The organism is Paeniglutamicibacter antarcticus, assembly GCF_039544305.1.
GTDB classification, from domain to species: Bacteria; Actinomycetota; Actinomycetes; order Actinomycetales; family Micrococcaceae; genus Paeniglutamicibacter; species Paeniglutamicibacter antarcticus_C.
Genome location: NZ_BAABLK010000093.1, coordinates 62,070 through 84,475 on the forward strand (window position 1 = coordinate 62,070; position 22,406 = coordinate 84,475).

The following is a 22,406-nucleotide window of genomic DNA, read 5'->3' on the forward strand; positions in this document are numbered from 1 at the left end:
GGCCTCCACCATCGATCTGATGGTGAAGGCCGACCACCGCACGAGAGCCTGCGGGTGGATCCCGTCCGGCGTGCGTGGTAGCGAGGTCTCAATGTTATAAACACCAGGTCTTGCACCCGACGGCTGCAACCTCGCGCCCCCGGGCTTGCGCCGGTTTTTAAACGGCGCGGTTGGTCATCGGTGGCGCTGATGAATTACGGTTGCCAGTATCCTTGTTCCACAGCTCGAAGGAGATCCCCATGAGTGTTTACGCAGTCACCAACCCGACGACAGGTATCGTCGAAGCCACCTACCCCACGGCCACCGACGCGGATATCGCCTCGGCGTTGAATCGTTCCGACACCGCATTCGGCACCTGGCACACCTCGGAAATCACTGAGCGCGCCGCGCTGCTGAACCGCGTAGCGGACCTTTACCAGGAGCACCGCGACGAGCTGGCGGGAATCATCACCCGTGAAATGGGCAAGCCGATTGTCCAGTCCGGCAAGGAAATCGACATCACTGTCTCCATCTACAGGTACTACGCCGCAAACGGCGAGAAGTTCTTGGCCGATGAAGAACTCGAGGTGGCCTCCGGCGGCACCGCGCTGGTGCGCAAGGAAGGGGTGGGTGTGCTGCTGGGCATCATGCCGTGGAACTTCCCGTACTACCAGGTCGCCCGGTTTGCCGCGCCAAACCTGATGAACGGCAACACGATCCTGCTCAAGCACGCCCCGCAGTGCCCGGAGTCGGCCCTGGCCATGGAGGCCATCTTCACCGACGCCGGCGCCCCCGACGGCGCCTATGTGAACATCTTCGCCACCAACGACCAGGCCGCGGAGATCATTGCCGATCCCCGCATCCAAGGCGTATCGCTCACCGGTTCGGAACGCGCAGGTTCCGCGGTGGCCGAGGTCGCCGGGCGCAACCTGAAGAAGGTCGTGCTCGAGCTCGGCGGCTCGGACCCGTTCCTGGTGCTGGATAACGCCAACATCAAGCGCGCAGCCAAGCAGGCGATGTTCGGCCGCTTTTCCAACACCGGCCAGGCCTGCAACGCAGCCAAGCGCATCATTATCGACGAGGCAGTCTACGACGAGTTCGTTGACTCCTTCACCGGCGCCGTCGCAGGAATCAAGGTCGGAGACCCGGCGGCGCCGGAGACCTTCATGGGACCGCTCTCATCGGCCGCGGCGCGCGAGGGACTCGCCGCGCAGGTGAAGGACGCCATCGACAAGGGCGCCACCGTTCTCGCTGGTGGAACCGCGCTGGAGGGCGAGGGCTCGTTCTTCGCCCCGACGGTGCTGGCCGATGTCACCCAGGACATGCGCGCCTACTCCGAGGAACTCTTCGGACCTGTCGCGGTGCTCTACAAGGTATCCGGCGACGAGGAGGCAGTGGCCCTGGCCAACAGCTCGGCGTACGGACTCGGCGCCTCAATCCAGAGTGAGGACATGGACCGTGCACGGGACATCGCCGAGAAACTGGAGGTCGGGATGGTCTCGATCAACCAGACAAGTGGCACCGCCGCAGAGCTTCCCTTCGGCGGGGTCAAGCGCTCGGGCGTTGGACGCGAATTGGGCAAGTACGGCATGGAGGAGTTCGTCAACCGCAAGCTGGTCACCTACCGCGGCTAGTTCCGGCACCACCGCGTAGCCAAGAAGGCCTCCCGAACAGCGATGTCCGGGAGGCCTTCTTCGTCCTTCCGCGCCTTGGACCGCAATGTGGTCCACTCTCGTTAGGGTACGCGGGCTGTCCAGGCGTCGGTGGTGAACTTCGTCTCAGCCAGCTCGCGGGCCGTGTTGAGCGTTTCGGTATCGAGCTCGCGCCCGGTGGCGCCGTATCGACGGGTGAAGGTCTGGGCCATGCGTTCGATGATTTCGTCCCGGCCCATTTTGGCCTGGCTCTTGAGCGGGTCAACGCGTTTCACGGCCGAGGCGATTCCCTTGTCGGAGATCTTTTCCCGGCCGATGCGAAGCACCTGCAGCATCTTTTCCGCGTCGATGTCGTAGCTCATGGTCACGTGGTGCAGCACCACCCCGCCTGCCAGGCGCTTCTGCGCGGCTCCGCCGATCTTCCCGGCCTCGGTGGCGATGTCGTTCAGCGGTTTGTAGTGTGCCTTGACCCCGATGGAGCCCAGGGCTTCCATGACCCAAGCGTCCAGGAACGGGTAGGAATCGGCGAAGCTCATCCCGTCGACCAGCGATGCGGGAAGGTACAGCGAGTATGTGATGCAGTTTCCTGCCTCCATGAACATCGCGCCTCCTCCGCTGATGCGCCGCACGACCTGGCTGCCTTGTTCGGCCGCGGCCTGCGCGTCGATCTCGTTGCGCACCGACTGGAAGGATCCAATGACCACCCCGGAGTCGTTCCAGTCCCAGAAGCGCAGCGTCGGACCGCGGGTTCCCGCAGCGACTTGCCGGGCCATGACCTCATCAAGGGCCACGTTCTGGGCGATGGGCAAGGAAGAAGGGCCGATGACTTCCCAGGAGTGGTCGGCCCAGGACGTGGCATGGCCCAAGGCCCGGCGGACCACCCGTGCCACGGCGTCGGCATCAAAGCCGAACATCACCGCGCCTTCGCGCAAGTTATTGATGACGGCATCGCGAATCACCGCGTGCTCGACGTTCTGAGGCAGCCCGATGAGCGCGGCATTCAGGTCACCCAGGGCATCGTCGGGTTCCAGGAAGAAGTCCCCGTTCACCGAGGCCCCGGTGATCACCCCGTTGTCCACCACCAGGTCGACGACGACCAGCTTTCCGCCGATGACCTTGTATTCCCCATGATGCGTATAGCCGTTTGTCATGGGCTCCATCCTAGTCTCCGAGCAGGACACCCGCCATCGGGCTTGATCCTCGCAAGTATGCGAAGAGAGCTTAAACAGCAACGGGACCCTCCAAAACGGAAGGTCCCGTGTGCAAAGGGCGGCGAAGAATTACTTCTTGGCGCCGAAGCCCTTGAAACGCTGGTTGAAGCGCTCGACACGGCCGGCCGAGTCCATGATGCGCTGCTTGCCGGTGTAGAACGGGTGCGAAGCAGCCGAGATTTCAACATCGATGACCGGGTAGGTGTTGCCGTCTTCCCACTCGATGGTCTTCTTGGACTTCGCGGTCGAACGGGTCAAGAACTTCTCGCCCGAGGCGAGGTCGTTGAACACGATCGTGTTGTACTGCGGGTGGATATCAGCCTTCATGGAAAAACCTTTGTTCACGTCACTGGATTTTGCCAGCAACAACATGTGCAAAACCGGCTCGTGGGATCACGAAGCCGACGTTCCAGTCTAACGGAACGGGCGAGGGAATCCACAATTCAAGCTCCGTGACAGCCGTGTGGCCAGCTCAGGGATTCCGGCGGCGCAGCTCCCAGAAGGCGAGCGCCGCGGCTGCCGCCACGTTGAGCGAGTCCATCCCCGGGGTCATCGGGATCATCGCGTGCCTTGCGACCTTCTCCAGCACCGCGTCGCTCACGCCCGCGCCCTCGGTGCCCAGCACCAAGGCGAGCTTGGGGATCTCCAGGGCGGCAACCTCGTCGATATCCTGCGCCTGATCTGTCAGCTCCATCGCCACGGTCTGGAACCCGGCGGCGTCCAGCGCGTGAAGATCCTCCGGCCAGGAATCCAGCCGCACCCACGGGACCTGGAAAACAGCACCCATGCTCACCCGCACGCTGCGTCGGTACAGCGGATCTGCGCAGCGCGGGCTCAGCAGCACCGCATCGATGCCCAGCGCGGCCGCGGAGCGGAAGATCGCCCCGAGGTTGGTGTGGTCCACCATGTCCTCGAGCACTGCGATGCGTTTTGCATCGCGCAGTACGTCCTCCAGCACCACCGGTGCCGGCCGATCCATGGCTGCCAGGGCGCCGCGGTGTAGGTGAAACCCGGTGACGGCCTCGAGCACCGCGTCCTCGCCCACGAAGACCGGAACTCCGGGATGGGCGACCAGGACATCGAAAAGCCCCGCCAGGCGCTTGGAAGCCATGAAGAAGGAACGAGGGGAATGCCCGGCGGCCAGGGCGCGGCTGATCACCTTGGCGCCTTCGGCGATGTATCGCCCGTTGGCCGGGTCCCCCTGCTGGCGCAACGCGGCATCGGATAGGCCCACGTAGTCGCGCACCCGTGGATCATCGCCCGATTCCAGGAAGACGAGCCGCTCCCCCAGCCCGGGACCGGCCAGGGCGCGCAGCGCGGAGGACCCCGAACCCGTCGACGTCATGATCCGGTGAAGAGCTTGGCGACCATGTTGGCCAAAGCAACCAGGCCCAGGATCACGATGACCGCGCGCAGCCAGCCCGGGGAGAGCTTGCGCCCGACCTTGGCGCCGATGAATCCGCCGATGAGCGAACCCACGGCAATGAGCACCACCACCGGCCAGTGGATGCGTTCGGGGGCGAAGATCAGGTAGGAGATCGCAGCCACCAGGTTCACCGCCAGGGAGAGCACCACCTTGATGGCGTTGGATTGCTGCAGCGAGGCGTGCAGGAAGATCCCGAACACGCTCATCAGCAAGATTCCCTGTGCCGCGGTGAAGTAGCCGCCGTAAATCCCGATGAGAAACACCAGGATGTAGAGCACCATGGGTATCGGGGCGTTGTCCGCGTCCGCGGGGTCTGTTCCGACACTTGTTGCCTGGCGCGACTTGGCCCAGGCAGAGAGCCTTGGCTGGAAGATCACCAGCCCCAACGCCAGCACGATCAGCACCGGGGCCACGTAGCCGAAGACCGTGTCCGGAAGGTGCAGCAGCAGCCAGGCGCCGATCAGGCCGCCGACCAGGGAGACGGGCACGAGCTTGAGCATCGTCTTGTAGACGCTGGCGGCCTCGCGGCGGTATCCCCACGCGCCGGAGAATCCCCCGGCCACCAGTCCCATGGCGTTTGAGACAACGGCGTTGACCGGTGCGAAGCCCAGCGCCACCAGCACCGGGAAGGTGACCAGGGTCCCGGAGCCAACGATCGTGTTGATGGTTCCGGCCCAGAGACCCGCGAAAAAGATGATGATGTCGCGCCACAAGTCCACGGGAGGTTACCGGTCCTTCAATAGTTGGTCCTGGCCCTTACGTCCATGTGCCGCGCCCCTGAAGACGGGGCGCGGCACATGGACGTTCAAGCAATCGGTGTTAGCGCTTGGCAACGGCGCTGAAGCGTCCGGACTCGGATCGCAGGCTCAGGGCCATGTTGAAGGTTTCCGAGAGGTTCTCCTCGGTCAGCGTCGAGGCGATGGGACCGGCGGCAACCACCTGGCCCTCACGCATCAGCAGCACGTGGGTGAATCCCGGGGGGACCTCTTCGAGGTGGTGGGTGACCAGCACCATCGCCGGGGCCTCGTCGTCGTCGGCGAGTTCGCTCAAGCGCGAGACCAGGTCCTCGCGGCCGGCAAGGTCAAGCCCGGCTCCCGGTTCGTCAAGGAGCAACAGCTCGGGATCCGTCATCAGTGCCCGGGCGATCTGCACTCGCTTGCGCTCGCCCTCGGAGAGGGTGGAAAAGGGGCGGTTGATCATCGTGGACATGCCCCAGTCGTGGAGCAGGGAGAAGGCGCGGCGCTCGTCGAGCTTCTCGTAGGCCTCGCGCCAGCGCCCGGTCATCCCGTAGGACGCGGTGAGCACGACGTTGAGCACGCTCTCGTGTTCGGGGATGTGGCTGGCAAGGGCCGCCGAGGACAGCCCGATACGTGGGCGCAGCTCGAAGACATCGACGGCTCCAAGTACCTCGTCCAGCACGCCTGCAACACCGCGGGTGGGGTGCATGCGCGCCCCGGCAATCTGCAGCAGCGTGGTTTTTCCGGCACCGTTGGGCCCCAGCACCACCCAACGCTCGCCCTCCTTAACCGTCCAGTTGATATCGGTTAGTAAGTCTTTGCGTCCGCGTACCACGGAGACGTCGGCCAGGCCCAGCACTTCATTCATGGGTAAAACACTAGGGCAGTTTCCCGGTTTTGACCCAACCGGTCACCGGTTGGTACCGCGCCGCGCCGCCCATGGTGCCTGATTGGCAGCAGAAACCATGCAGCCGCAGTCGATGCCGCGGGGCTTCGGCGGGGCGCAACAAAGGATACCGTTTTGGGCCAGCGCTCCGTACGGCGGGAGAATGGGGGAATGCAATCCACCGCCTTCATCGTGTTCTATTCCGCTGCCAGTTCCTGCACCGAACCGGCCGGCCTGCGCAGTACCCTGGCCGCCGCCGGCCACGAGGTGATTTCCGAGTCTTTCTTCGGCGGACCGGGACGCACCGGGGCGCGCTGGGAGGTCAGCGGCACCGTGCGCCAGCTTCGTGCCCTGACAAACCCCTTGGATGACCGGCTGGCGGCCTCCACCGATCCGGAGCTTTACGGTGCGGCCATTGCCGTGGTTCCCGCAGAGCTGGTGCGTGCCAAGAAGCTGCTGCTGGTGATGGACGTGGATTCGACGCTGATCAAGCAGGAAGTCATCGAGTTGCTCGCCGCCCACGCCGGACGCGAGGCGGAGGTCGCAGCCGTCACGGAGTCGGCAATGCGCGGCGAGATCGATTTTGCGCAGTCCCTGCATTCGCGCGTGCAGGTGCTGGCCGGTCTTGGCACCGAGGTGATCGACGCGGTGCGCGGGACACTGGAGCTCTCCGATGGCGCCGCGGAGCTGGTCGCCGCGTTCAAGGCCGCGGGCCACCATGTCGCGGTGGTCTCCGGCGGCTTCGCCCAGGTTCTTGGTCCGTTGGCCGCCGAGTTGGACCTGGACTTCGCCCGGGCCAACGACCTGGACATCGCCGCAGGACGCCTCACCGGGTTAGTGAATGGAACGGTGGTGGACCGGGCCTTCAAGGAAGTGATGTTGCGCACCTGGGCCGCGGAGCTGGGCATCGAGATGGAACACACCATTGCAGCCGGTGACGGGGCCAACGACCTGGACATGCTCGGTGCCGCCGGTCTCGGGGTCGCGTTCAACGCCAAACCGCTGCTGCGCGCAGCAGCCGATGCCCGGATTGACCTGCCGCGACTGGACATCATCGCCAACTTGGTGGGAATCTCATAACAATTTGCCCCTAATCACCTGTCATTTACTCCTTCGTTTGGAGGACCCCGGTATGCTTCAGAAGGCGGTGCAGCCACTGCATACTGCGCCACCCCCTAATTCACGGTACGTAGGCGTGCCCCGATGGAAGAGAACACCTGGTTTTGGATAGTCAAGAAGTACGCGGTCACAGCCGCGGCGCGAAACGCAAGTCACGCCGCGGCTGGATCATCGCCGGATCCTTGGTCGTTGTAGCAGCAGGCGTCTACGCCGGCGGCGCCGTCTACCTCGGCTCGCAAACCCCGGCCAACACCACTGTCCACGGCATCAATGTGGGTTCCCTCTCACCCGAAGACGCACGCCAGGTCCTGCAAGAAAAATTGGCGCCGACGGCCGCAAAGTCCCTGACGGTGAGCGTCGAGGGGAAGAAGGAGGCATTGGACCCGGCAGCGGTCGGGCTTGGCCTGGACCTTGATGAAACCCTTGACGGACTCACCGGGTTCACCCTGAACCCCGCCACCCTCTACCAGCGCCTCACCGACCAGTTGAACGTCCAGCCCGCACTGGAAGTGGACAAGGATGTGCTGCGCAGTGCGCTAGAGGACCTGGCGCCGAAGTTCGGCATCAAAACCGCCGAGGGAAACCTTTCCTTCGACGCAGCCACCCCGGTGCTGGCCAAGCCCGTCACCGGGGTCGCGCTGGATGCGGAGGAATCCGTGGACGTGCTCACGGATTCCTGGTTCGACCATGACGGTGCCATCGAGCTGCCCGCTACCCTCACCGAGCCCGAGACCTCGGCCGAAACACTGCAAACGGCGCTCGAAGAGCAGGCCAAGCCGCTGGTGGCCAGCCCCATCAAGCTCACCGACGGGACCTCCAGCGTAAACCTGGGCCCGAAGCAACTGGCGGACACCGCATCGTTCAAGATCGCCGACGACGCGGTAGGTATGACACTGGATGCAGCGAAACTTGCCACGGCCGCCAGCGCCGGTTCCGACGGCTTCAGGTCCACCGCAAAGGACGCGAAGATCGTGCTCAAGGGCGGAAAGCCCCAGATCATCCCCTCGCAGAGCGGCAAGTCCGTCGATGAGAACGGGCTGGACACCGCGGTGTTGGCCGCCTCCAAGGACAAGGAACGCACGGCCACCGTCAAGCTCGCCGTCTCGGAACCCGAGCTGAGCACCGAACAGGCTAAGAAGCTGGGCGTGAAGGAACCGGTCGCGAATTTCTCCACGCCGTACCCGGCAGCCGATACCGTGCGCACCAAGAACCTCTACGCCGGTACCAAGCGCCTGAACGGGTTGCTCGTGATGCCCGGGCAGACCTTCTCCCTGGCCAAGGCGTTGGGCCCGATCACGACCGCCAACGGCTATTACGGTTCCGGGGTCGTCGTCGACGGTTTCGCCACCGAGGCGGTCGGCGGGGGCCTGTCGCAGGTCTCCACGCAGCTGTACAACGTCGGCTTCCTGGCCGGATACGACGATATCACCCACAAGCCGCACAGCCGCTGGTTCGACCGCTACCCCCCAGGGCGCGAAGCGACCCTTTGGGAGGGCCAGGTCGACATGGCGTGGAAGAACAACACCCCCTACGCCGTGATGATCGAGGCAGGGGTCGGTGGCGGCAAGGTCAACACCCGCCTGTGGAGCACCAAGTACTGGAAGGTGGGTTCCTCCTCGAGCTCGAAGTACAACTTCACCAACCCCACCACCACCTATAACCCGGCCAGCAATTGCCAGCCGGAAAGCGGCGGCAAGAAGGGTTTTTCCATCGACGTCACACGAACGCGCACCTCCGCCGAGAAGAAGCTCCCGGCCGAGACCAAGTCGTGGACCTACCAGCCTTGGAACAAGGTCATCTGCGGCAAGAAGCCATAGCGTAACGGCCCTCCGACGACAAAAGCAGGTCCTTAGCTCCGTTTTGCGGAGCCAGGGACCTGCTTTTGCCCACCGGCCCCCGCGCGGGGGTCTTGGCGGTTGGTTCCTTGGCTAGTTCTCCAGGAAGCCGACGGCGCCGCCGACGTACTCGGTGTGTCCAGTGGGCACCTCGGCGCTGGCCATGGCGGCAACCTCGGCACCGAACTGCTCAACTGAGTAGAGCTTCCCGGCGGCGGCGCGGCGGGCCTCGATGGCGCCGGGCTCTGCACGGTCCAGCAACGTGGCGGTGATGGTGCCTTCGATCATGTCACCGGATACCACCACGAAGTCGATGCCCTTGGCTTGAAGTGCCGGGATGAAATCACGCAGCGCGAGTTCGCCGGCGCGCTTGGAGCGGGCCACCGGCTCGTAGGCGTCCATGGTGGAGACCCGGTCGATGAAGTGCGCCTGGTGGCTGGTGACGAACACGACTCGGGAGCCTGGGCCCATCTTCGCCGTGGCGGCTTCGAGCATCGCGACCTGCGCGTCGCGGTTCAGGCGCAGCGCGTAGTCCTCTCCCATGCTGGTTTCCATGCCACCGGATGCGTTGAGCACCAGCACGTCCAGGGACCCAAAGTTCTCGATGGCTGCATCAACCAATGCAGCCGGGCCTTCGGCCGAGGTCAGGTCGGCGCCCACTGCCACGGCTCGTCCGCCGGCCTCCACGATGCCCGCAACGACCTTGTTGGCGCGCGGAGCCTTCTGCCGGTAGTTGATGACCACGCCGGCACCCTGGGCGGCAAGGACCTTTGCCACTTCGGCGCCGATGCCGCGCGAGGATCCGGTGACGATGGCGCCCTTGGCTGAAAGATCTGTCAATTCTGCTCCTTGTGGTGGTGGCCACGGCACCGCGTCGGCGACGCGATACCGTGGCTGGCATGCCTTGATGGTGCTAAGTCTCTTGGGCGGAACAGACAAGTCCGACGCCCGGTGTTTCAATCCTGCCAGTGATGTACCGGAGGCACTGTTGTAGGAAACCTCCAAAGAGATCTCGATCCCGTGTGCACCGGTGACCGTGGCTGGCCTAGGCGAGCGACGAGCGGACCATCTCGCTGACTTTTTTGCCATCGAAACGGCCCGAAACCTCCGCGCTGACCAACTTCATGACCTGGCCCATCGAGCGCATGGACAATTCGTTGCCCTCTTCGCGCAGGGTGTCAAGGGCGTCATCGATGATCCCCTGCACAGCGGCTGCATCCAACGGTGCCGGAAGGTAGGCCTCGATGATCCCGGCCTCGGAGTTTTCCGCCGCGGCACGGTCCTCCGCCCCGACCTCCGAATAGGTCTGCGCGGTTTCCCTGCGGCGGGCCGCTTCCTTTTGCAGCAGTGAGGTCACCGCGGCGTCGTCCATCTCCATGGGTGTCTTGCCACCCTTTTCCCGGGTGTTGATCTCGCCCAGCAGGTTGCGCACCGTCATCAACTCCACACGGTTTCCGGCCTTTAGGTGCTTCTTCATGTCCTCGCGCAAACGCGCTTTCAGGTTTTCCATGGTCTGTTCTCTCTTGGCTGGTGTAGAAATAAGGTTGCTTGGCCGACGGCGCGCCAAATGCCGTGCCCTGCACCTGGTAAGTTTACGCATCAAGGTGTCCCCCGCCGGGGGCGGGATTGCCGGCACGGTGCGGCGGGTGCCTTGTTAGTGGCCCATGCCCAGTCCGCCGTCCACCGGGATGACCGCGCCGGAGATGTAAGCTGCCTCGTCGCTGGCAATCCAGCGGACCACGTTGGCCACTTCCTCGGGCTCAGCGAACCTGTTCGCCGGAATCGAGGAGAGGTAGTCCTTCTGCGTGGCCTCGGGCAGGGCGGCGGTCATGTCGGTATTGATGAAGCCCGGAGCCACCACGTTTGCGGTGATCCCGCGCGAACCCAGTTCACGGGTCAGCGAGCGGGCCATGCCCACCAGGCCGGCCTTCGAAGCGGCGTAGTTGATCTGCCCCGGGGATCCATAGAGCCCGACGACGGAGGAAATCAGCACCACGCGGCCCTTGCGCTTCTTGATCATGCCCTTGGAGGCACGCTTGATCACCCGGAACGCACCAGTGAGGTTGGTGTCGATGACCGAGGAAAAATCATCCTCGCTCATGCGCAGCAGCAGCATGTCCCGGGTCACCCCGGCGTTGGCAACCAGTACTTCCACGGGCCCGTGGGCGGCCTCGACCTCGGTGAAGGCGGCATCGATGGAGGCGGAATCGGTGACGTCCGCCTTCACTCCCAACAGACCTTCCGGGACCTCGCCGCTGCGGTAGGTGATGGCAACCTGGTCGCCGTTTGCCTCGAAGGCCCGGGCGATGGCCAGGCCGATTCCGCGGTTGCCTCCGGTAACCAGCACGCTGCGGCCGGTGGGGGTTTCGGACATGGATCCTCCATAAGACTTGACTGTTTTTGGTGGTGGGCTGCGGATCCCATTCTAACCGGTGCCCCGCACGCTGCTTCCTGCGCCACGGCCTGGCCAAGCGACGGGCTTCGGTGGGCTTCTTCGTCCCCGGACGCATCCTCCCGGGGCGAAGTTCCCCGGCGATTCGTGGGGTTTGGTGCGCACGCTTTGGTACGCGGCCGGCCGTTCGCTGCATGCATATCGATTCGATTCGTACACCGGCGCAGGTCGGTGAGACAATGTTGGGTATCGGATCCACGGAAGAACCATGAGCGAGCCACATAGCAACAACCATCATCGTGACCCGGGCCCACAGGTGCATCGGATCACCGAGGCGCAGGAGTCCCACAGCGTGGAGCAGCACTCTCGGGTGCTGAAATACACCATCTCCATGTCGGTGCGCCTGGCCTGCTTCATCGCTGCCTTCTTCGTGCACGGCTGGCTTCAATGGGTGTTCCTCGCCGGGGCCATCGTGCTTCCCTACATCGCAGTGGTGATCGCCAATGGCGGCGCAGACCTGACAAAACGGCAACCTCCCGCCGAGTTCTACGAGCCCGGGGACCCGCACCTGCTGACCTCTGGCTTCACCGCCTACGATCCCAAGCGCGCTCCCGCGGCTGCGCAGGAGAGGGCCGAAGATGCCGCCGAACATCCCTTTGGAGCACAGGATTCCGGATCCACCCAAACCACGGCCCAACATGGCGATGAGGATCCTTCCACCATTTACGAGGAAGGGGACATCATGTCCGAAAGCGACAGCGGAGAATCCGCCCGTGCAAATACTTCAGCGACGTGGCCATCCGCCTCTGGACCGAATGGCAGCTACGCAGGAGGGTTTCCCGCCGAGGCGCCAACAACGATCGACGGCAGCTTCGTGGAGGACCCCGACCAACCCGGCCCCGATGACGGCCAGCGCGATGGTGGACGATGAGCATCTTTGATTCCCTGGGGCAGGGGTCAGGTCCGCAGGGCCCCACCGGACCGCCGCGGTGTTCGCGCAAGGGCTGCAGGACCGACGCCACCGTCCGGCTGCTCTGGAACAACCCGAAAATCCATGCCCCGGAACGACGCAAGACCTGGTTGGCCTGCGACGGGCATGCCGACTGGCTTGAAAATTACCTCTCGGAGCGGTTGCTCTTCAAGGAGCGCCTGCCGCTTGAAGATCCGACCCCTGGCACCACATCCTAAGGAGAACCCGCTAGCGTGTATCGATTCCTGGCCAGCACTCGCTGGATCGGCTGGTTGCTTTTGGTGTGCCTTTTTGCCACCACGTTCGCCTTCCTGGGCAAGTGGCAGATGGACCGCCGTGAGACCGCCCTGACAGAGATCTCCCACGTGCAGCGCAACTACGACGCCGAGCCGATTCCTTTCGCCAAGGCCCAAGACCTCTTCACGCAAATGCCCCCGGAGAGCAAATGGACCCCGGTGTCGCTGCGTGGCAGTTACTTGGCCGAAGACCAGGCCGTGGTGCGCAACCGCATCTCCGGCTCCCGTCCCGGCTACGAGGTACTGGTTCCTTTCCGCACCATCGAGGGCCCCGTGGTGATCGTTGACCGCGGATTCCTGCCCATCGGCAACGAGAATGCCGGCCGCCCGGATGCCGTTCCGGAACCGCCCGGCGGAACCGTCGAGGTTGATGTCAGGCTCAAGGCAGGGGAACCGACACTGGACCGAGGGGCCCCCGAGGGCCAGCTGGCCTCGATCGACCTGGGCACCTTCGAGAAGCAGCTGGGCTATCCGGTGTCCACCGGCAGCTTCGGGCTGATGTACTTGGAGGATCCGGCCTCTGCCGATGCGCCCTTGGCGTTGCAACGCCCGGAGGAAGACGAAGGCCCGCACCTGTCCTACTCCTTCCAGTGGTTCGCCTTCGGCGTGCTGGTCTTCGTGGGTTTCGGCTATGCGGCCAAACAGCAATCACGAATCAACCGGGAGGACCGCGAGGAGCGTGCCGCTGCTCTCTTGCGCGGGGAGGAGCCCGTGCTGCACCAGGCCCACAGGCTGCGCAAGAAGCCCAAGAAGCTGGTCCGTCGTGACGGCAGTGCCACGGACGAGGCCACGGAGGACGCCTACCTCGACGAGCTTGAACGACGGGCCCAGGACGATGGGCCCGCATCAGGTTCGACCGGCCAGGGCAGGAACACCGACACCCTTTAGGTGTGACTGAGGAACCCCGCGGCCTCACGGGGTTCTTGGGTCCCAAAAGGTCTGGTGGGCCGTGTTGCACCAAACCGGCGAGGTCCGCGATCCTCCGCCAACCAGGTGCCCCGACCGGCCTTTTAGCAAAGCAGTCGAACCTTTGGTGCTCCGGAACACGAATTGGTTGAGCACCAAACGACACGAGCCCCGCGGCATTGCCTTGTAGGCGCCACGGGGCTCGTGCGTTGGTGTAACGGCGGTGAAAAGTGCCGGTGACGGGAAGGCTTTAGGCCAAGGTGACCAGGTCCAGGTACGAATCGTTCCAGAGGTCCTCGTCGCCGTCTGGAAGCAGGACCACGCGATCCGGGTTCAGCGCGGCAACCGCGCCCTCGTCGTGCGAGACCATGACAACGGCACCGGTGAAGTTTGACAACGCGGAGAGGATCTCGGCGCGTGATGCCGGGTCCAGGTTGTTGGTGGGCTCATCGAGCAGCAGCACGTTCGCACTCGAGGCTACGATGGTCGCCAGCGCAAGGCGGGTCTTCTCGCCGCCGGAGAGCACGCCGGCAGGTTTTGAGACGTCGTCCCCGGAGAACATGAAGGAACCCAGGATACCGCGAACCTCGGCGTCACCCATGTGGCTCGGTGCTGCCGAGCGCATGTTCTCGAGCACCGAGCGGTCAACGTCCAGGGTGTCATGCTCCTGGGCGAAGTAACCGATCTTCAGGCCGTGGCCGGAGATCAGGTCGCCGGTGTCGGGATTGGACACCCCGGCAAGCATGCGCAGCAAGGTGGTCTTGCCGGCACCGTTCAGGCCCAGGATCACTACCTTGGCACCGCGGTCGATGGCTAGGGAGACATCTGTGAAGATTTCCAGCGAGCCGTAGGACTTCGAAAGCCCCTCGGCCATCAGCGGGGTCTTGCCGCATGGGGCCGGATCCGGGAAACGCAGGGCCGCGACGCGGTCGGCGACGCGGACATCGTCAAGTCCGCCCATCAACCGGTCAACACGCTTGAGCATCGACTGGGCCGCCGAGGCGCCCGAGGCACGTGCCTTCATCTTGTTGGCCTGCGCCAAAAGGGTGCTGGCCTTCTTCTCGGTGTTGGCGCGCTCGCGCTTGCGGGCGCGCTCGTCGGTTTCGCGCTGCTGCAGGTAGCGCCTCCACCCGAGGTTGTATACATCCATGGTGGCGCGGTTGGCGTCGAGGTGGATGACCTTGTTCACTGTGGCTTCCAGCAGCGAGGTGTCGTGGGAGATGACCAGCAGCCCGCCTTGGTGGTTGGCCAGAAAGCCGCGCAGCCAGGTGATCGAATCAGCATCGAGGTGGTTGGTGGGCTCATCGAGCAGCAGGGTCTCGGCATCGGCGTAGAGGATCCGGGCGAGCTCGACACGGCGACGCTGTCCACCGGAAAGGGTGGACAGCGGCTGGTTGAGCAGGCGCTCGGGAAGCGAGAGGTTGTTGGAGATCGCTGCTGCCTCGGATTCGGCGGCGTAACCTCCGCCGGCAATGAACTCCGCCTCGATGCGGTCGTACTGGCGCATCGCCTTGGCGGCGACCTTGGGGTCCTCCGAGGCCATGTCCTCCTGGCACTTCTTGAGGTTGCCGACGATGATGTCCAGGCCTCGGGCCGAAAGGATGCGGTCGCGGGCCAGCTGTTCCATGTCAGGGGTACGCGGGTCCTGCGGCAGGTAGCCGATGGCCCCCGTGGAAGTGACGGCGCCACCTGCGGGTGCGGCTTCTCCGGCCAGCACACGCGTCATAGTTGTCTTGCCGGCACCGTTCCGTCCGACCAGGCCGATCTTGTCGCCCTTGTCGATGCGGAACGAGACGCCCTCCATGAGAAGGCGTGCGCCGGCGCGCAGCTCCAAATCGGCAACGGAAATCACGGTGACCCTTTCGGTAAAGTTATGCAGCCGCCCTGATGGGCAACCTACCCAGTCTACGTGGGCCGGACACGGTTTGGCATGATGATGCGTTGCATCTCACGCCGCAGGGGGTTCCCCGGATCGATACCGGGGCCTCAGGATTTCGTGTTCGAAGCCTTGGATTGCGACTTGGGGCTCTCCTTTGGTTCCTGCTTTGCCGTTGGCTTGGATTCCGTGGACACCGGCAGCACTGCCGGGGCGAGGGCGCCCGGGGCGCGGACGATGGAAAGACTCGCCTCGGCATGCTTGGTCCTGTAGGCGTCCATTTGGACCAGTCTGCGGCGCAATGAATCAGCACGATGGGCATCCCCGCCGCTGGTGGCCTGGATGTGGGTGGTGCCGAAATGCCACAGAAGCACGTCATCAAGCAAGCGATCGGGACCCGGGGAGTAGCGGTGGTCCAGGGCGGCGCGCACCGAGGTGATGACGCTGGGCTGCAGCAGCTCGGCGAATTCGCGGGTGCGCGAGAGTCCGTGGGCGGCCAGCAGTTCCGCTGCCCAGCCCCAGTCATCGTCGGACTTGCGGTCCACGTGGGGCAGCAGCGTCTGCCAGATGAACTGGATGCGCTCCGCGCTGAGCTCCACGGCTCCTTCGCCGTCGGCATCCCAGAACCCCGTGACGGTCTGGAATCGTTCATGAAGCTCGGAGAACTGGTCTTCGACGGCTTCAAGCATCGCGGCTGTCGCAGTGAACTGCCTGTCGATGTGGGGGCTCCAGGCGCGTGGTTCGGCGTTCTTAAACCGGATGTCGTGTTCGATCTCGCTCCAGGCATGGGACAGGATCGTGCGGATCTGCACCTCGAAAACAAAGTTTCCGGTGATGCGCACATCCCCGCCCAGCTTCGCCTGGAAATCCCGGACCACTTCCTCGCCACGGGTCTTGAGGATCAGGTGGCGCGAGGAGTAGCCGTAGGTGCCGGACTCCACGGAACCGATGTCTTTCTCACGGTCCGAGCGGCAATCGAAATCGGAGCGCCGGCGCTTGATCAGGTTCGCGGCCTCGCGAATCTCATGGGGTAACTTGACGATGACGCGCACGCCCACCAGGTCGTGGATCTCCCGTAGCGGGTTGGGGAATTCCAGGGCAGGGGCCTCGCTCGCCTCCCCGACAAGCATGCGCGAGGCCTTGTCGCGGAAGGACTCGACGGTCTTGACCCGCCCGACGATGAAGAGCGGATTGTTCTCCGTGTCATCGAAGAGCATCTCGATCCGGGCGCGCATGGAGTCGGCCACATGCTCAAGCATCGCACGCGCTTCGGCGTAGAGCTTGACGCTGGCGTTGACATCCTCGCGCAGTGATTCATCCAGGGTTTCCCAAGGTGTGCCCACTCGTGCCTCCTAGAAACAAACGGCTGGTTGGGTGGTGATCCTTGGTCAGCCTATCAACTGATGCCCGGCTGCCTGCGGGAGCAAGGTGTTGGGAACATGAACCGGCGGCTGCTGCCCCGAGAATCGAGGCTAAAACCGCCGCTCCATCGGCGTGGGAATTCTACTTGTCTTGCATCACGCTGCCCGGGAAATCCCGGCGGAATCACCCGCCGGGCCAATACGGGTCCGCATCGCGCCAGGTGCCCGGGGAACGGTGTGTCTAGTTCCGCGAATCCTGCGATTGGGCGATTTCGTCATAAAGCGGAGCTGCTCCGGAACCTGCCATGGCACCGATCTTGCCCGTGGACGCGGGCCTGGCCCCGTTTGAGGAGGCGTTCGCCGGTGACTTGGCGCTCACTGCCTGCGTGTTGCCACTGGCGGCCTCGGTCTTTATCTGGGCCAACGCACTGTTCGCTTCGGCACGGCCCTCGGCACGGGCACGTGCAGTCGCTTCGGCCAACTGCTCCTGGCCTGTGGCCACGCGTTCGGACTCGGCGTTCTGCGCGTCTGTCATTGCAGCCTGGAAACCGTCGTCGTAGGCAAATCCGTACTTCTCGTTCTCGACGGTTTCCTCATCGTATGCGGCAGCTGCACGCTTTTCTGCGGCTTCGGACTTCTTTTGGTACATGTGCACCGTCAGGTGGGTGATGGCCAGCAAAACGACTGGCGGCATCGCGGCAACCAAAGCCGAGACGACCGGGGGGATATCCGAATTCATCTCGCCGACGGTCAGGATCGCATGCACGGAGTTCGCCGCGGTGGAGACAAAGGCACCAAAGAACAGCAAGGTCCACGGGTAGACCATGGCCCGGCGGCTGTGGCCGTTCAGCGCCACGATGGCCACGGTCGAGGCCACGATCATGCCGTCGACGATGATCGGCCAGATCCATGCGAGGTTCGCATCGATGCCCGAGCGTTGCGCCAGGTCGGTCAACGCCGAGAAGGAGAGCACGAACGCGCCGATGGCGATCAGGACGGTGGCAGCAACGGCCGTACGCAAGACTGCCTTGTGCGGCTCGTTCGGAATCTTTTCATTCATCTGGCTGGGTGCCTCAATCACTTGTGGGTCTGTTGTTGCGGTGAAAATGGTCGGCCAGACTCCGCCTCAGAACAGAGCTGTCCCCGTGGCAAACCATCGATAAGTGTATGGCCTGGCCTACCGACCCCGGACCATAGCTGCACGATCGCATCCCGGCAGTACCGCCAACGCCGCGGGGCCAACGTGGACGGCGGCGACAACTCCACCGCGCGCCACGCGCCCGGATGAACCCCGGTTCCCTCGGCGTTTCCCACCGGTGCCCGAGACGCAGCCGGGCAGCGCCTTTGCCTCGGGAACACGGGCAAGGACGCCTCACCGGCCACGATGGCACAATCGCCTGTGCCAATGATCACTATGACTACCTTGGCCCTACACATGCCCAAAGCCCGAAGAAGCGGCTATTGTTAGAAGGTGGATCAAACTTGCGTTCTCCCATGGGCATGACACCCCCCGAAACCAGAAGATCCCGCTCCCCACGCCCCCCGCTCTAGCAGCAAAGACACGGTACATATCGTGCGTTGCCCCTTTGGATGACGTGCTTGATGTGCGCCTCCGTGTCCCCGTACCACCAGCAGGAGAAGCTCACCTTCATGACAGCAATTGCCCCGGAACACGTCGAAAACCCTCTCATGGAACGCCGCTACGAGGAGCAGATCGAACCCGTCAACCGCCTTGTGGACGAGACGCGGGCACTTCGCCCTGCAACCTCGGTTTCGTATGTCGACCCGGTACACAACGTCGAAGAAGTCCGCATCATCTCGCTGTTCTCCAACATCGGTGCGGCCAACGAATCCGGGTTCATCGACGCCGGATCGCAGGAAGCCTCCACCCGTATGCTGGGAATGCAGTGGCAGTTGGGGCTGCGTCCGGAGTTCCTCCTTCCCTGGAATGTGCACCCGTGGCACACCCCGGGCGAAGCCAACGGCAAGTTCACCCCGCCGCAGATCACCTCGGGCCTCAAGCCGCTGCTGCGCCTGCTCAAGGTCGTCCCGCGCGCATCGGTGTTGATCGCCCACGGCACCGAGGCACACCGCCTCTCCGAGCAGCTGGTCAAGACCCAGAACCCGCTGCTGTGGCGCCGCGGCTTCAAGACCTACAAGGTCAAGTCCCTTGATGGCCGCGCATTCGCCGGCTCCCCGGAACGCCAACAGGCACACCTCGAGGAAATCTACGCCGCCTACTCCGACGCCATGGCACGCACCGGCCTGAACACCCTGAAGTAGCACCGCGAATTCCTCGCGCCGCAACACGTGGATAAACTCATACCCATGCCCAAGCACACCCCCGCAGCCGTAAGCCCTGCCCAGAAACTCCAACTGGGTGCGGCCATGGCCATTGCGGGGGTGTTGTATGTGACGCACTCGCTGCTGCGTTTTTCGAACTTCGAGTCCCGCGGCTACGACCTGGGCATCTTCGACCAGGCGGTACGCCAGTACTCGATGTTCAAGGCGCCCATCGTGCCGATCAAGGGCGTTGACTTCAATCTGCTCGGGGACCACTTCCACCCGATCCTGGCGCTGTTGGCACCGCTTTACTGGATCTGGAACGATCCCAGGATGCTGGGCATCGCCCTGGCGCTGCTGCTGGTGTCCACCGCGATCCCCGTCTACCTCTTCACCCGGCCCCGCTTCGGGCACCTCGGTGCACTGCTGACCGCCTCGGCGATGTTGTTGTGGTGGCCGTTCCAGGCGATCGTGAACTGGGAGTTCCACGAGGTCGCTTTCGGGGTGCCGATCATGGCGTGGATCATCTTCGCTTTCGACCGCTCCCGCTACTGGCTGGTGGTCGGGCTTTCGGCCTCGCTGCTTTTGGTGCGCGAGGACATGGGAATCACCATTCTTGCGGTGGGCATCGTGATGCTCTTCCACCAGCAGTGGGCCAAGGCCGCGCTGTTGGCCGTGGTGGGACTCGGCGGGTACGTGCTGGTCACCAGTTACCTGATACCGCTCTTCTCCCCCGCCGGGGAGTTCACCTACTGGCAATACACCGCGCTGGGCGCCAGCGCCGGGGCGGCCATCTATTTCATGCTTACCCACCCGTTTTCCGCCATTGCGATCCTGTTCAACCACCAGCTCAAGGTGGCGCTGTGGCTGTTGAGCTTCCTGCCGCTGGCGCTGCTTCCTCTGGCATCGCCCTACGTCATCCTTGGTGCCCCGCTGCTGCTCAGCCGGCTGTTCAACGACCGGTTGAACACCTGGGCACCGGTCTACCAGTACGACGCGATCATGGCCCCGATCCTGATCCTCTCCGCAGTGCACGTGCTGGGAAAGCTGATCAACCGCTACGGCTGGAACAAGGCCAAGCTCATTGCGCCGGCCTGGCTGTTGGCCTTCTCATTGGTGGGGACGCTGTTCTTTCACTCGGTGTTCCCGCTGGGACGCACGCTCACCGCAGCCAACTGGGCGCCCGGCACCCTGGTCTCGGCCAAGGAACGCGCCGTGGACATGATTCCCGACGGAGTGTGCGTCGAGGCCGCCGACACCCTGGTCCCGCATCTATCCACCCGCACCTATGTGGGGATGATGGGAGATATCGGAACCGATCTGTCCAGCTGGATGGTCATCGACTTCAACGAACAGGAACTCGGTGGTTGGGACCCGCTGAGCCCGCCGCAGGCGCTGCGCCGCGCCCACGCGTTGGGCTTCAAGCAGGTGGCCCCGATCGATGACGGGATCCTAGTGCTGCACCGTGAGATCCCGGTGGACCCGGCCTGCACCAACTATCTCAAGAGCTAACCCCCTATTCCCAGCATGCCAACGCGAACACCGCCCCGGACGACGATGCGGGGTGACCCCTTTCATGGCGCGCGCATCGGCGCCCTACCAGCGCACCTGCGGGCTTCCAAAGGTCCCCACCTGGTCCACGCGCTTGCCCCTCTCCTGGCCGAGGCCCATGCCAAGGAGCACCATCACGGCGATGCCCCCGCTGATCGACAGGCCCCCTGGCCAGTCCCCCGCCGGTCGGCGTGCCGGCATCGGATCCGATGACGTGGGAAAGGGCGAAACCCATCACCATTCTTCGATAGCAGGCCCCGGGGGCGACCAATCCGTGCGCGGCAAGAACCAAGAGGCTGCACCGAACCGCGAACCGCAGATGACGAAGGGCACTCCGGCACCGCGGCACCCCGTAGTCCGTAGATCCCCAGTGCCAGCGCGTTCCCGCTGTTAGCACCGCTCCCCGAACGCCGGATAAGCGCCGAGCAGGTGAATGCCGGCGCCCAGCGGAACCACCAGGCTAAGGGCAACGAAGCCCGTGGGCCAGGTCGCCGCGCCCGCCGGGAGACCAACCGCGCGCGTGCGGGTGCGCAAAAGACAGGTTGGGCGCCGCGTTGGGGCAGGGTCTGCGCGAATCAAACCCTGCCGACGCGATCAGGCTTAGCTGCCGGCCTTGCGTCCGAGGACGAATTTGTCTTCCAGGGACTCCAACGGGCCGGCCAGCGGATCATCGTCGCCCTCGGCACGCACGAGGTCACGGTCGGGGTTCCGGATGTCCCCGATGATCTTCACGCAGATGTAGGTGACCATCGCCATGTGCGCGACGATGCCCAGCCCGTAGAGGATCTCGATCATCCGGCTGTTCCCGAAGTATTCAAGGCCGCTGACCCATTTGGCGCTCCAGAGCCAGACGAAGGCCCAGTGGAAGACCTCGATCCCCTGCCAGAGCAGGAACTCGCGCCACTTGGGCCGCGCCAGGACGTAGAGCGGGATCAGCCACATCACGAACTGCGGCGAGTAGACCTTGCCCAAGAGCAGGAACGCGGCAACGATCAAGAACGCAAGCTGCGCCATGCGCGGGCGGCGGGTGGCGCTTAGGCCAAGCCAAGCGATGCCCAGGCAGGCGATGCCGAAGAGCCCGTTGGAGAGGTAGGACATGGTGGACCCGTCCATCCCGGTCCACACGAACGCCAACCACATCGAGGAGTTGCCCGCCGGGCGGTCACCGGAGAAGGTGTAGAACCGGCTCCACTCCTCGAACGCGGTGATCATGAACGGCACGTTGACCACCAGCCACGCGGCAATACCGGATGCCAGCGACACCCAAAAGTGCCGCATCCTCCCGGTGCGCAGGCACAGCACCAGGATCGCACCGAAGAGGAAGAAGGGGTAGAGCTTGGCCGCGGCGCCCAGGCCCAGCAACACCCCGGCCAGCACGATGTGCTTGCGCGAGAAGGCCAGCAGCCCGGTCATCGCCAGCATCACCGCCCACAAGTCCCAGTTCAGCTGGCTGGTCAGGATGATGCCCGGGGCCAGCGCCACCATGATGGCATCGCGGCTGCGGTGCCGTGCCGCGTAGGCAACCGCCACCACCACAACGGCCCAGCAGATGAAGGACAACAGAGAGTTCAGATCGAAGTAGGCCAGCTGGCGTTCGGGTGAGAACCCGATCCCCGGGATCACCATGGCGGTGAGCCCGGCGATGACGGCCAGCAGCACCGGGTATTCAAGCGCCTGCTCGGCCGGCAGCCCGGTGAAGTAGGGGAAGAGTTTGTCGGCCATGCCCCGGGTGCCAAAGAGCTGGGAGAAGTCCGAATAGCACATGTGCAGGTGCTGTTCGGCATCGGGCCAACCGTTGACTCGGCACCACTGCTTGGACAGCACGGCGATGAGCGCGCCAATGACGGTGAGCACCAACAGCCCGGTAATGATCGGGCGCGTTGCCTCGCGGGCGGTGAACAGGTTCTTGACCGGTTGCATCACGAT

General features: G+C 64.2%; 21 protein-coding genes. 8 read left to right on the forward strand and 13 right to left on the reverse strand.

Annotation, left to right across the window (positions count from 1 at the left end; genetic code table 11):
- The first annotated feature begins 239 nt into the window (after positions 1-239).
- On the forward strand, positions 240-1,613 hold the full coding sequence (locus ABEA12_RS17920; protein WP_210100746.1) for an NAD-dependent succinate-semialdehyde dehydrogenase: 1,374 nt from the start codon (positions 240-242) through the stop codon (positions 1,611-1,613).
- Positions 1,614-1,714: 101 nt separating this feature from the next.
- On the opposite strand, the gene lplB is transcribed toward ABEA12_RS17920, so the two are convergent.
- The 5 genes from lplB to ABEA12_RS17945 form a co-directional block, all read right to left on the reverse strand.
- Complete coding sequence (gene lplB, locus ABEA12_RS17925) at positions 1,715-2,782, reverse strand: lipoate-protein ligase small subunit (RefSeq protein WP_210100745.1); 1,068 nt, start codon at positions 2,780-2,782, stop codon at positions 1,715-1,717.
- Positions 2,783-2,911: 129 nt separating this feature from the next.
- Positions 2,912-3,169: a type B 50S ribosomal protein L31 gene (locus ABEA12_RS17930; RefSeq protein WP_210100744.1), complete on the reverse strand. Its 258-nt coding sequence runs from the start codon at positions 3,167-3,169 to the stop codon at positions 2,912-2,914.
- A 145-nt stretch (positions 3,170-3,314) separates the two neighbouring features.
- On the reverse strand, positions 3,315-4,187 hold the full coding sequence (locus tag ABEA12_RS17935; RefSeq protein WP_210100743.1) for a TrmH family RNA methyltransferase: 873 nt from the start codon (positions 4,185-4,187) through the stop codon (positions 3,315-3,317).
- Entirely contained in the window at positions 4,184-4,987 is an 804-nt protein-coding gene (locus ABEA12_RS17940) for a sulfite exporter TauE/SafE family protein (RefSeq protein WP_210100742.1), read from the reverse strand. The genes ABEA12_RS17935 and ABEA12_RS17940 overlap by 4 nt, the downstream gene beginning before the upstream one ends.
- Before the next feature lie 100 nt (positions 4,988-5,087).
- Positions 5,088-5,873 carry an ABC transporter ATP-binding protein gene (locus ABEA12_RS17945; protein ID WP_210100741.1) on the reverse strand — a complete coding sequence of 262 codons (786 nt, stop codon included), beginning with the start codon at positions 5,871-5,873 and terminating at the stop codon, positions 5,088-5,090.
- A gap of 189 nt (positions 5,874-6,062) precedes the next feature.
- Between ABEA12_RS17945 and serB the strand changes: the two genes are divergently transcribed.
- Entirely contained in the window at positions 6,063-6,971 is a 909-nt protein-coding gene (gene serB / locus ABEA12_RS17950) for a phosphoserine phosphatase SerB (RefSeq protein WP_210100740.1), read from the forward strand.
- Between the two features lie 143 nt (positions 6,972-7,114).
- A complete protein-coding gene (locus ABEA12_RS17955) occupies positions 7,115-8,827 on the forward strand; it encodes a VanW family protein (protein ID WP_210100739.1) in 1,713 nt (570 codons plus the stop codon).
- Between the two features lie 111 nt (positions 8,828-8,938).
- Here ABEA12_RS17955 and ABEA12_RS17960 read toward each other — a convergent pair whose 3' ends face one another.
- The 3 genes from ABEA12_RS17960 to fabG all read right to left on the reverse strand — a co-directional run bounded on the left by ABEA12_RS17960 (position 8,939) and on the right by fabG (position 11,219).
- On the reverse strand, positions 8,939-9,685 hold the full coding sequence (locus ABEA12_RS17960) for an SDR family oxidoreductase (RefSeq protein ID WP_210100738.1): 747 nt from the start codon (positions 9,683-9,685) through the stop codon (positions 8,939-8,941).
- A 205-nt stretch (positions 9,686-9,890) separates the two neighbouring features.
- Positions 9,891-10,355 carry a GatB/YqeY domain-containing protein gene (locus tag ABEA12_RS17965; protein WP_210100737.1) on the reverse strand — a complete coding sequence of 155 codons (465 nt, stop codon included), beginning with the start codon at positions 10,353-10,355 and terminating at the stop codon, positions 9,891-9,893.
- Positions 10,356-10,499: 144 nt separating this feature from the next.
- Positions 10,500-11,219 carry a 3-oxoacyl-[acyl-carrier-protein] reductase gene (gene fabG / locus ABEA12_RS17970; protein ID WP_210100736.1) on the reverse strand — a complete coding sequence of 240 codons (720 nt, stop codon included), beginning with the start codon at positions 11,217-11,219 and terminating at the stop codon, positions 10,500-10,502.
- Between the two features lie 286 nt (positions 11,220-11,505).
- Between fabG and ABEA12_RS17975 the strand changes: the two genes are divergently transcribed.
- From ABEA12_RS17975 to ABEA12_RS17985, 3 genes are read left to right on the forward strand one after another with little or no spacing between them, the layout of a single operon-like run.
- Entirely contained in the window at positions 11,506-12,168 is a 663-nt protein-coding gene (locus ABEA12_RS17975; protein WP_210100735.1) for a DUF3099 domain-containing protein, read from the forward strand.
- The gene (locus ABEA12_RS17980; protein ID WP_210100734.1) at positions 12,165-12,425 is read left to right on the forward strand and encodes an acetone carboxylase; all 261 of its coding nucleotides are present in this window, start codon (positions 12,165-12,167) and stop codon (positions 12,423-12,425) included. Before ABEA12_RS17975 ends, ABEA12_RS17980 begins: the two co-directional genes overlap by 4 nt.
- Positions 12,426-12,440: 15 nt before the next feature.
- A complete protein-coding gene (locus tag ABEA12_RS17985) occupies positions 12,441-13,391 on the forward strand; it encodes an SURF1 family cytochrome oxidase biogenesis protein (protein ID WP_210100733.1) in 951 nt (316 codons plus the stop codon).
- A gap of 268 nt (positions 13,392-13,659) precedes the next feature.
- Here ABEA12_RS17985 and ABEA12_RS17990 read toward each other — a convergent pair whose 3' ends face one another.
- The 3 genes from ABEA12_RS17990 to ABEA12_RS18000 form a co-directional block, all read right to left on the reverse strand.
- A complete protein-coding gene (locus tag ABEA12_RS17990; RefSeq protein ID WP_210100732.1) occupies positions 13,660-15,261 on the reverse strand; it encodes an ABC-F family ATP-binding cassette domain-containing protein in 1,602 nt (533 codons plus the stop codon).
- A gap of 134 nt (positions 15,262-15,395) precedes the next feature.
- Positions 15,396-16,628 (reverse strand): GTP pyrophosphokinase, encoded by a 1,233-nt coding sequence (locus ABEA12_RS17995; RefSeq protein ID WP_210100731.1) that lies wholly within the window; start codon positions 16,626-16,628, stop codon positions 15,396-15,398.
- Positions 16,629-16,887: 259 nt separating this feature from the next.
- A complete protein-coding gene (locus ABEA12_RS18000; RefSeq protein WP_210100730.1) occupies positions 16,888-17,706 on the reverse strand; it encodes a DUF2637 domain-containing protein in 819 nt (272 codons plus the stop codon).
- A gap of 590 nt (positions 17,707-18,296) precedes the next feature.
- Between ABEA12_RS18000 and ABEA12_RS18005 the strand changes: the two genes are divergently transcribed.
- Together ABEA12_RS18005 and ABEA12_RS18010 are read left to right on the forward strand one after the other, a co-directional pair.
- Positions 18,297-18,929 (forward strand): uracil-DNA glycosylase family protein, encoded by a 633-nt coding sequence (locus ABEA12_RS18005; RefSeq protein ID WP_210102546.1) that lies wholly within the window; start codon positions 18,297-18,299, stop codon positions 18,927-18,929.
- Positions 18,930-18,974: 45 nt separating this feature from the next.
- Entirely contained in the window at positions 18,975-20,441 is a 1,467-nt protein-coding gene (locus ABEA12_RS18010) for a DUF2079 domain-containing protein (RefSeq protein WP_210100729.1), read from the forward strand.
- Between the two features lie 84 nt (positions 20,442-20,525).
- On the opposite strand, the gene ABEA12_RS18015 is transcribed toward ABEA12_RS18010, so the two are convergent.
- Positions 20,526-20,681, reverse strand: a complete 156-nt coding sequence (locus ABEA12_RS18015; RefSeq protein ID WP_210100728.1) for a hypothetical protein — start codon at positions 20,679-20,681, stop codon at positions 20,526-20,528.
- A 399-nt stretch (positions 20,682-21,080) separates the two neighbouring features.
- Positions 21,081-22,400 (reverse strand): glycosyltransferase family 87 protein, encoded by a 1,320-nt coding sequence (locus tag ABEA12_RS18020; protein ID WP_210102545.1) that lies wholly within the window; start codon positions 22,398-22,400, stop codon positions 21,081-21,083.
- Between the last annotated feature and the right edge of the window lie 6 nt (positions 22,401-22,406).

Excerpts from the sequence above, each read along its gene's own strand:
- ABEA12_RS17920 (WP_210100746.1), top strand. The coding sequence starts at position 240 with ATGAGTGTTTACGCAGTCACCAACCCGACGACAGGTATCGTCGAAGCC.
- lplB (WP_210100745.1), bottom strand. The coding sequence starts at position 2,782 with ATGACAAACGGCTATACGCATCATGGGGAATACAAGGTCATCGGCGGA.
- ABEA12_RS17930 (WP_210100744.1), bottom strand. The coding sequence starts at position 3,169 with ATGAAGGCTGATATCCACCCGCAGTACAACACGATCGTGTTCAACGAC.
- ABEA12_RS17935 (WP_210100743.1), bottom strand. The coding sequence starts at position 4,187 with ATGACGTCGACGGGTTCGGGGTCCTCCGCGCTGCGCGCCCTGGCCGGT.
- ABEA12_RS17945 (WP_210100741.1), bottom strand. The coding sequence starts at position 5,873 with ATGAATGAAGTGCTGGGCCTGGCCGACGTCTCCGTGGTACGCGGACGC.
- serB (WP_210100740.1), top strand. The coding sequence starts at position 6,063 with ATGCAATCCACCGCCTTCATCGTGTTCTATTCCGCTGCCAGTTCCTGC.
- ABEA12_RS17965 (WP_210100737.1), bottom strand. The coding sequence starts at position 10,355 with ATGGAAAACCTGAAAGCGCGTTTGCGCGAGGACATGAAGAAGCACCTA.
- fabG (WP_210100736.1), bottom strand. The coding sequence starts at position 11,219 with ATGTCCGAAACCCCCACCGGCCGCAGCGTGCTGGTTACCGGAGGCAAC.
- ABEA12_RS17975 (WP_210100735.1), top strand. The coding sequence starts at position 11,506 with ATGAGCGAGCCACATAGCAACAACCATCATCGTGACCCGGGCCCACAG.
- ABEA12_RS17980 (WP_210100734.1), top strand. The coding sequence starts at position 12,165 with ATGAGCATCTTTGATTCCCTGGGGCAGGGGTCAGGTCCGCAGGGCCCC.
- ABEA12_RS18000 (WP_210100730.1), bottom strand. The coding sequence starts at position 17,706 with ATGAATGAAAAGATTCCGAACGAGCCGCACAAGGCAGTCTTGCGTACG.
- ABEA12_RS18005 (WP_210102546.1), top strand. The coding sequence starts at position 18,297 with ATGACAGCAATTGCCCCGGAACACGTCGAAAACCCTCTCATGGAACGC.
- ABEA12_RS18010 (WP_210100729.1), top strand. The coding sequence starts at position 18,975 with ATGCCCAAGCACACCCCCGCAGCCGTAAGCCCTGCCCAGAAACTCCAA.
- ABEA12_RS18015 (WP_210100728.1), bottom strand. The coding sequence starts at position 20,681 with ATGCCGGCACGCCGACCGGCGGGGGACTGGCCAGGGGGCCTGTCGATC.
- ABEA12_RS18020 (WP_210102545.1), bottom strand. The coding sequence starts at position 22,400 with ATGCAACCGGTCAAGAACCTGTTCACCGCCCGCGAGGCAACGCGCCCG.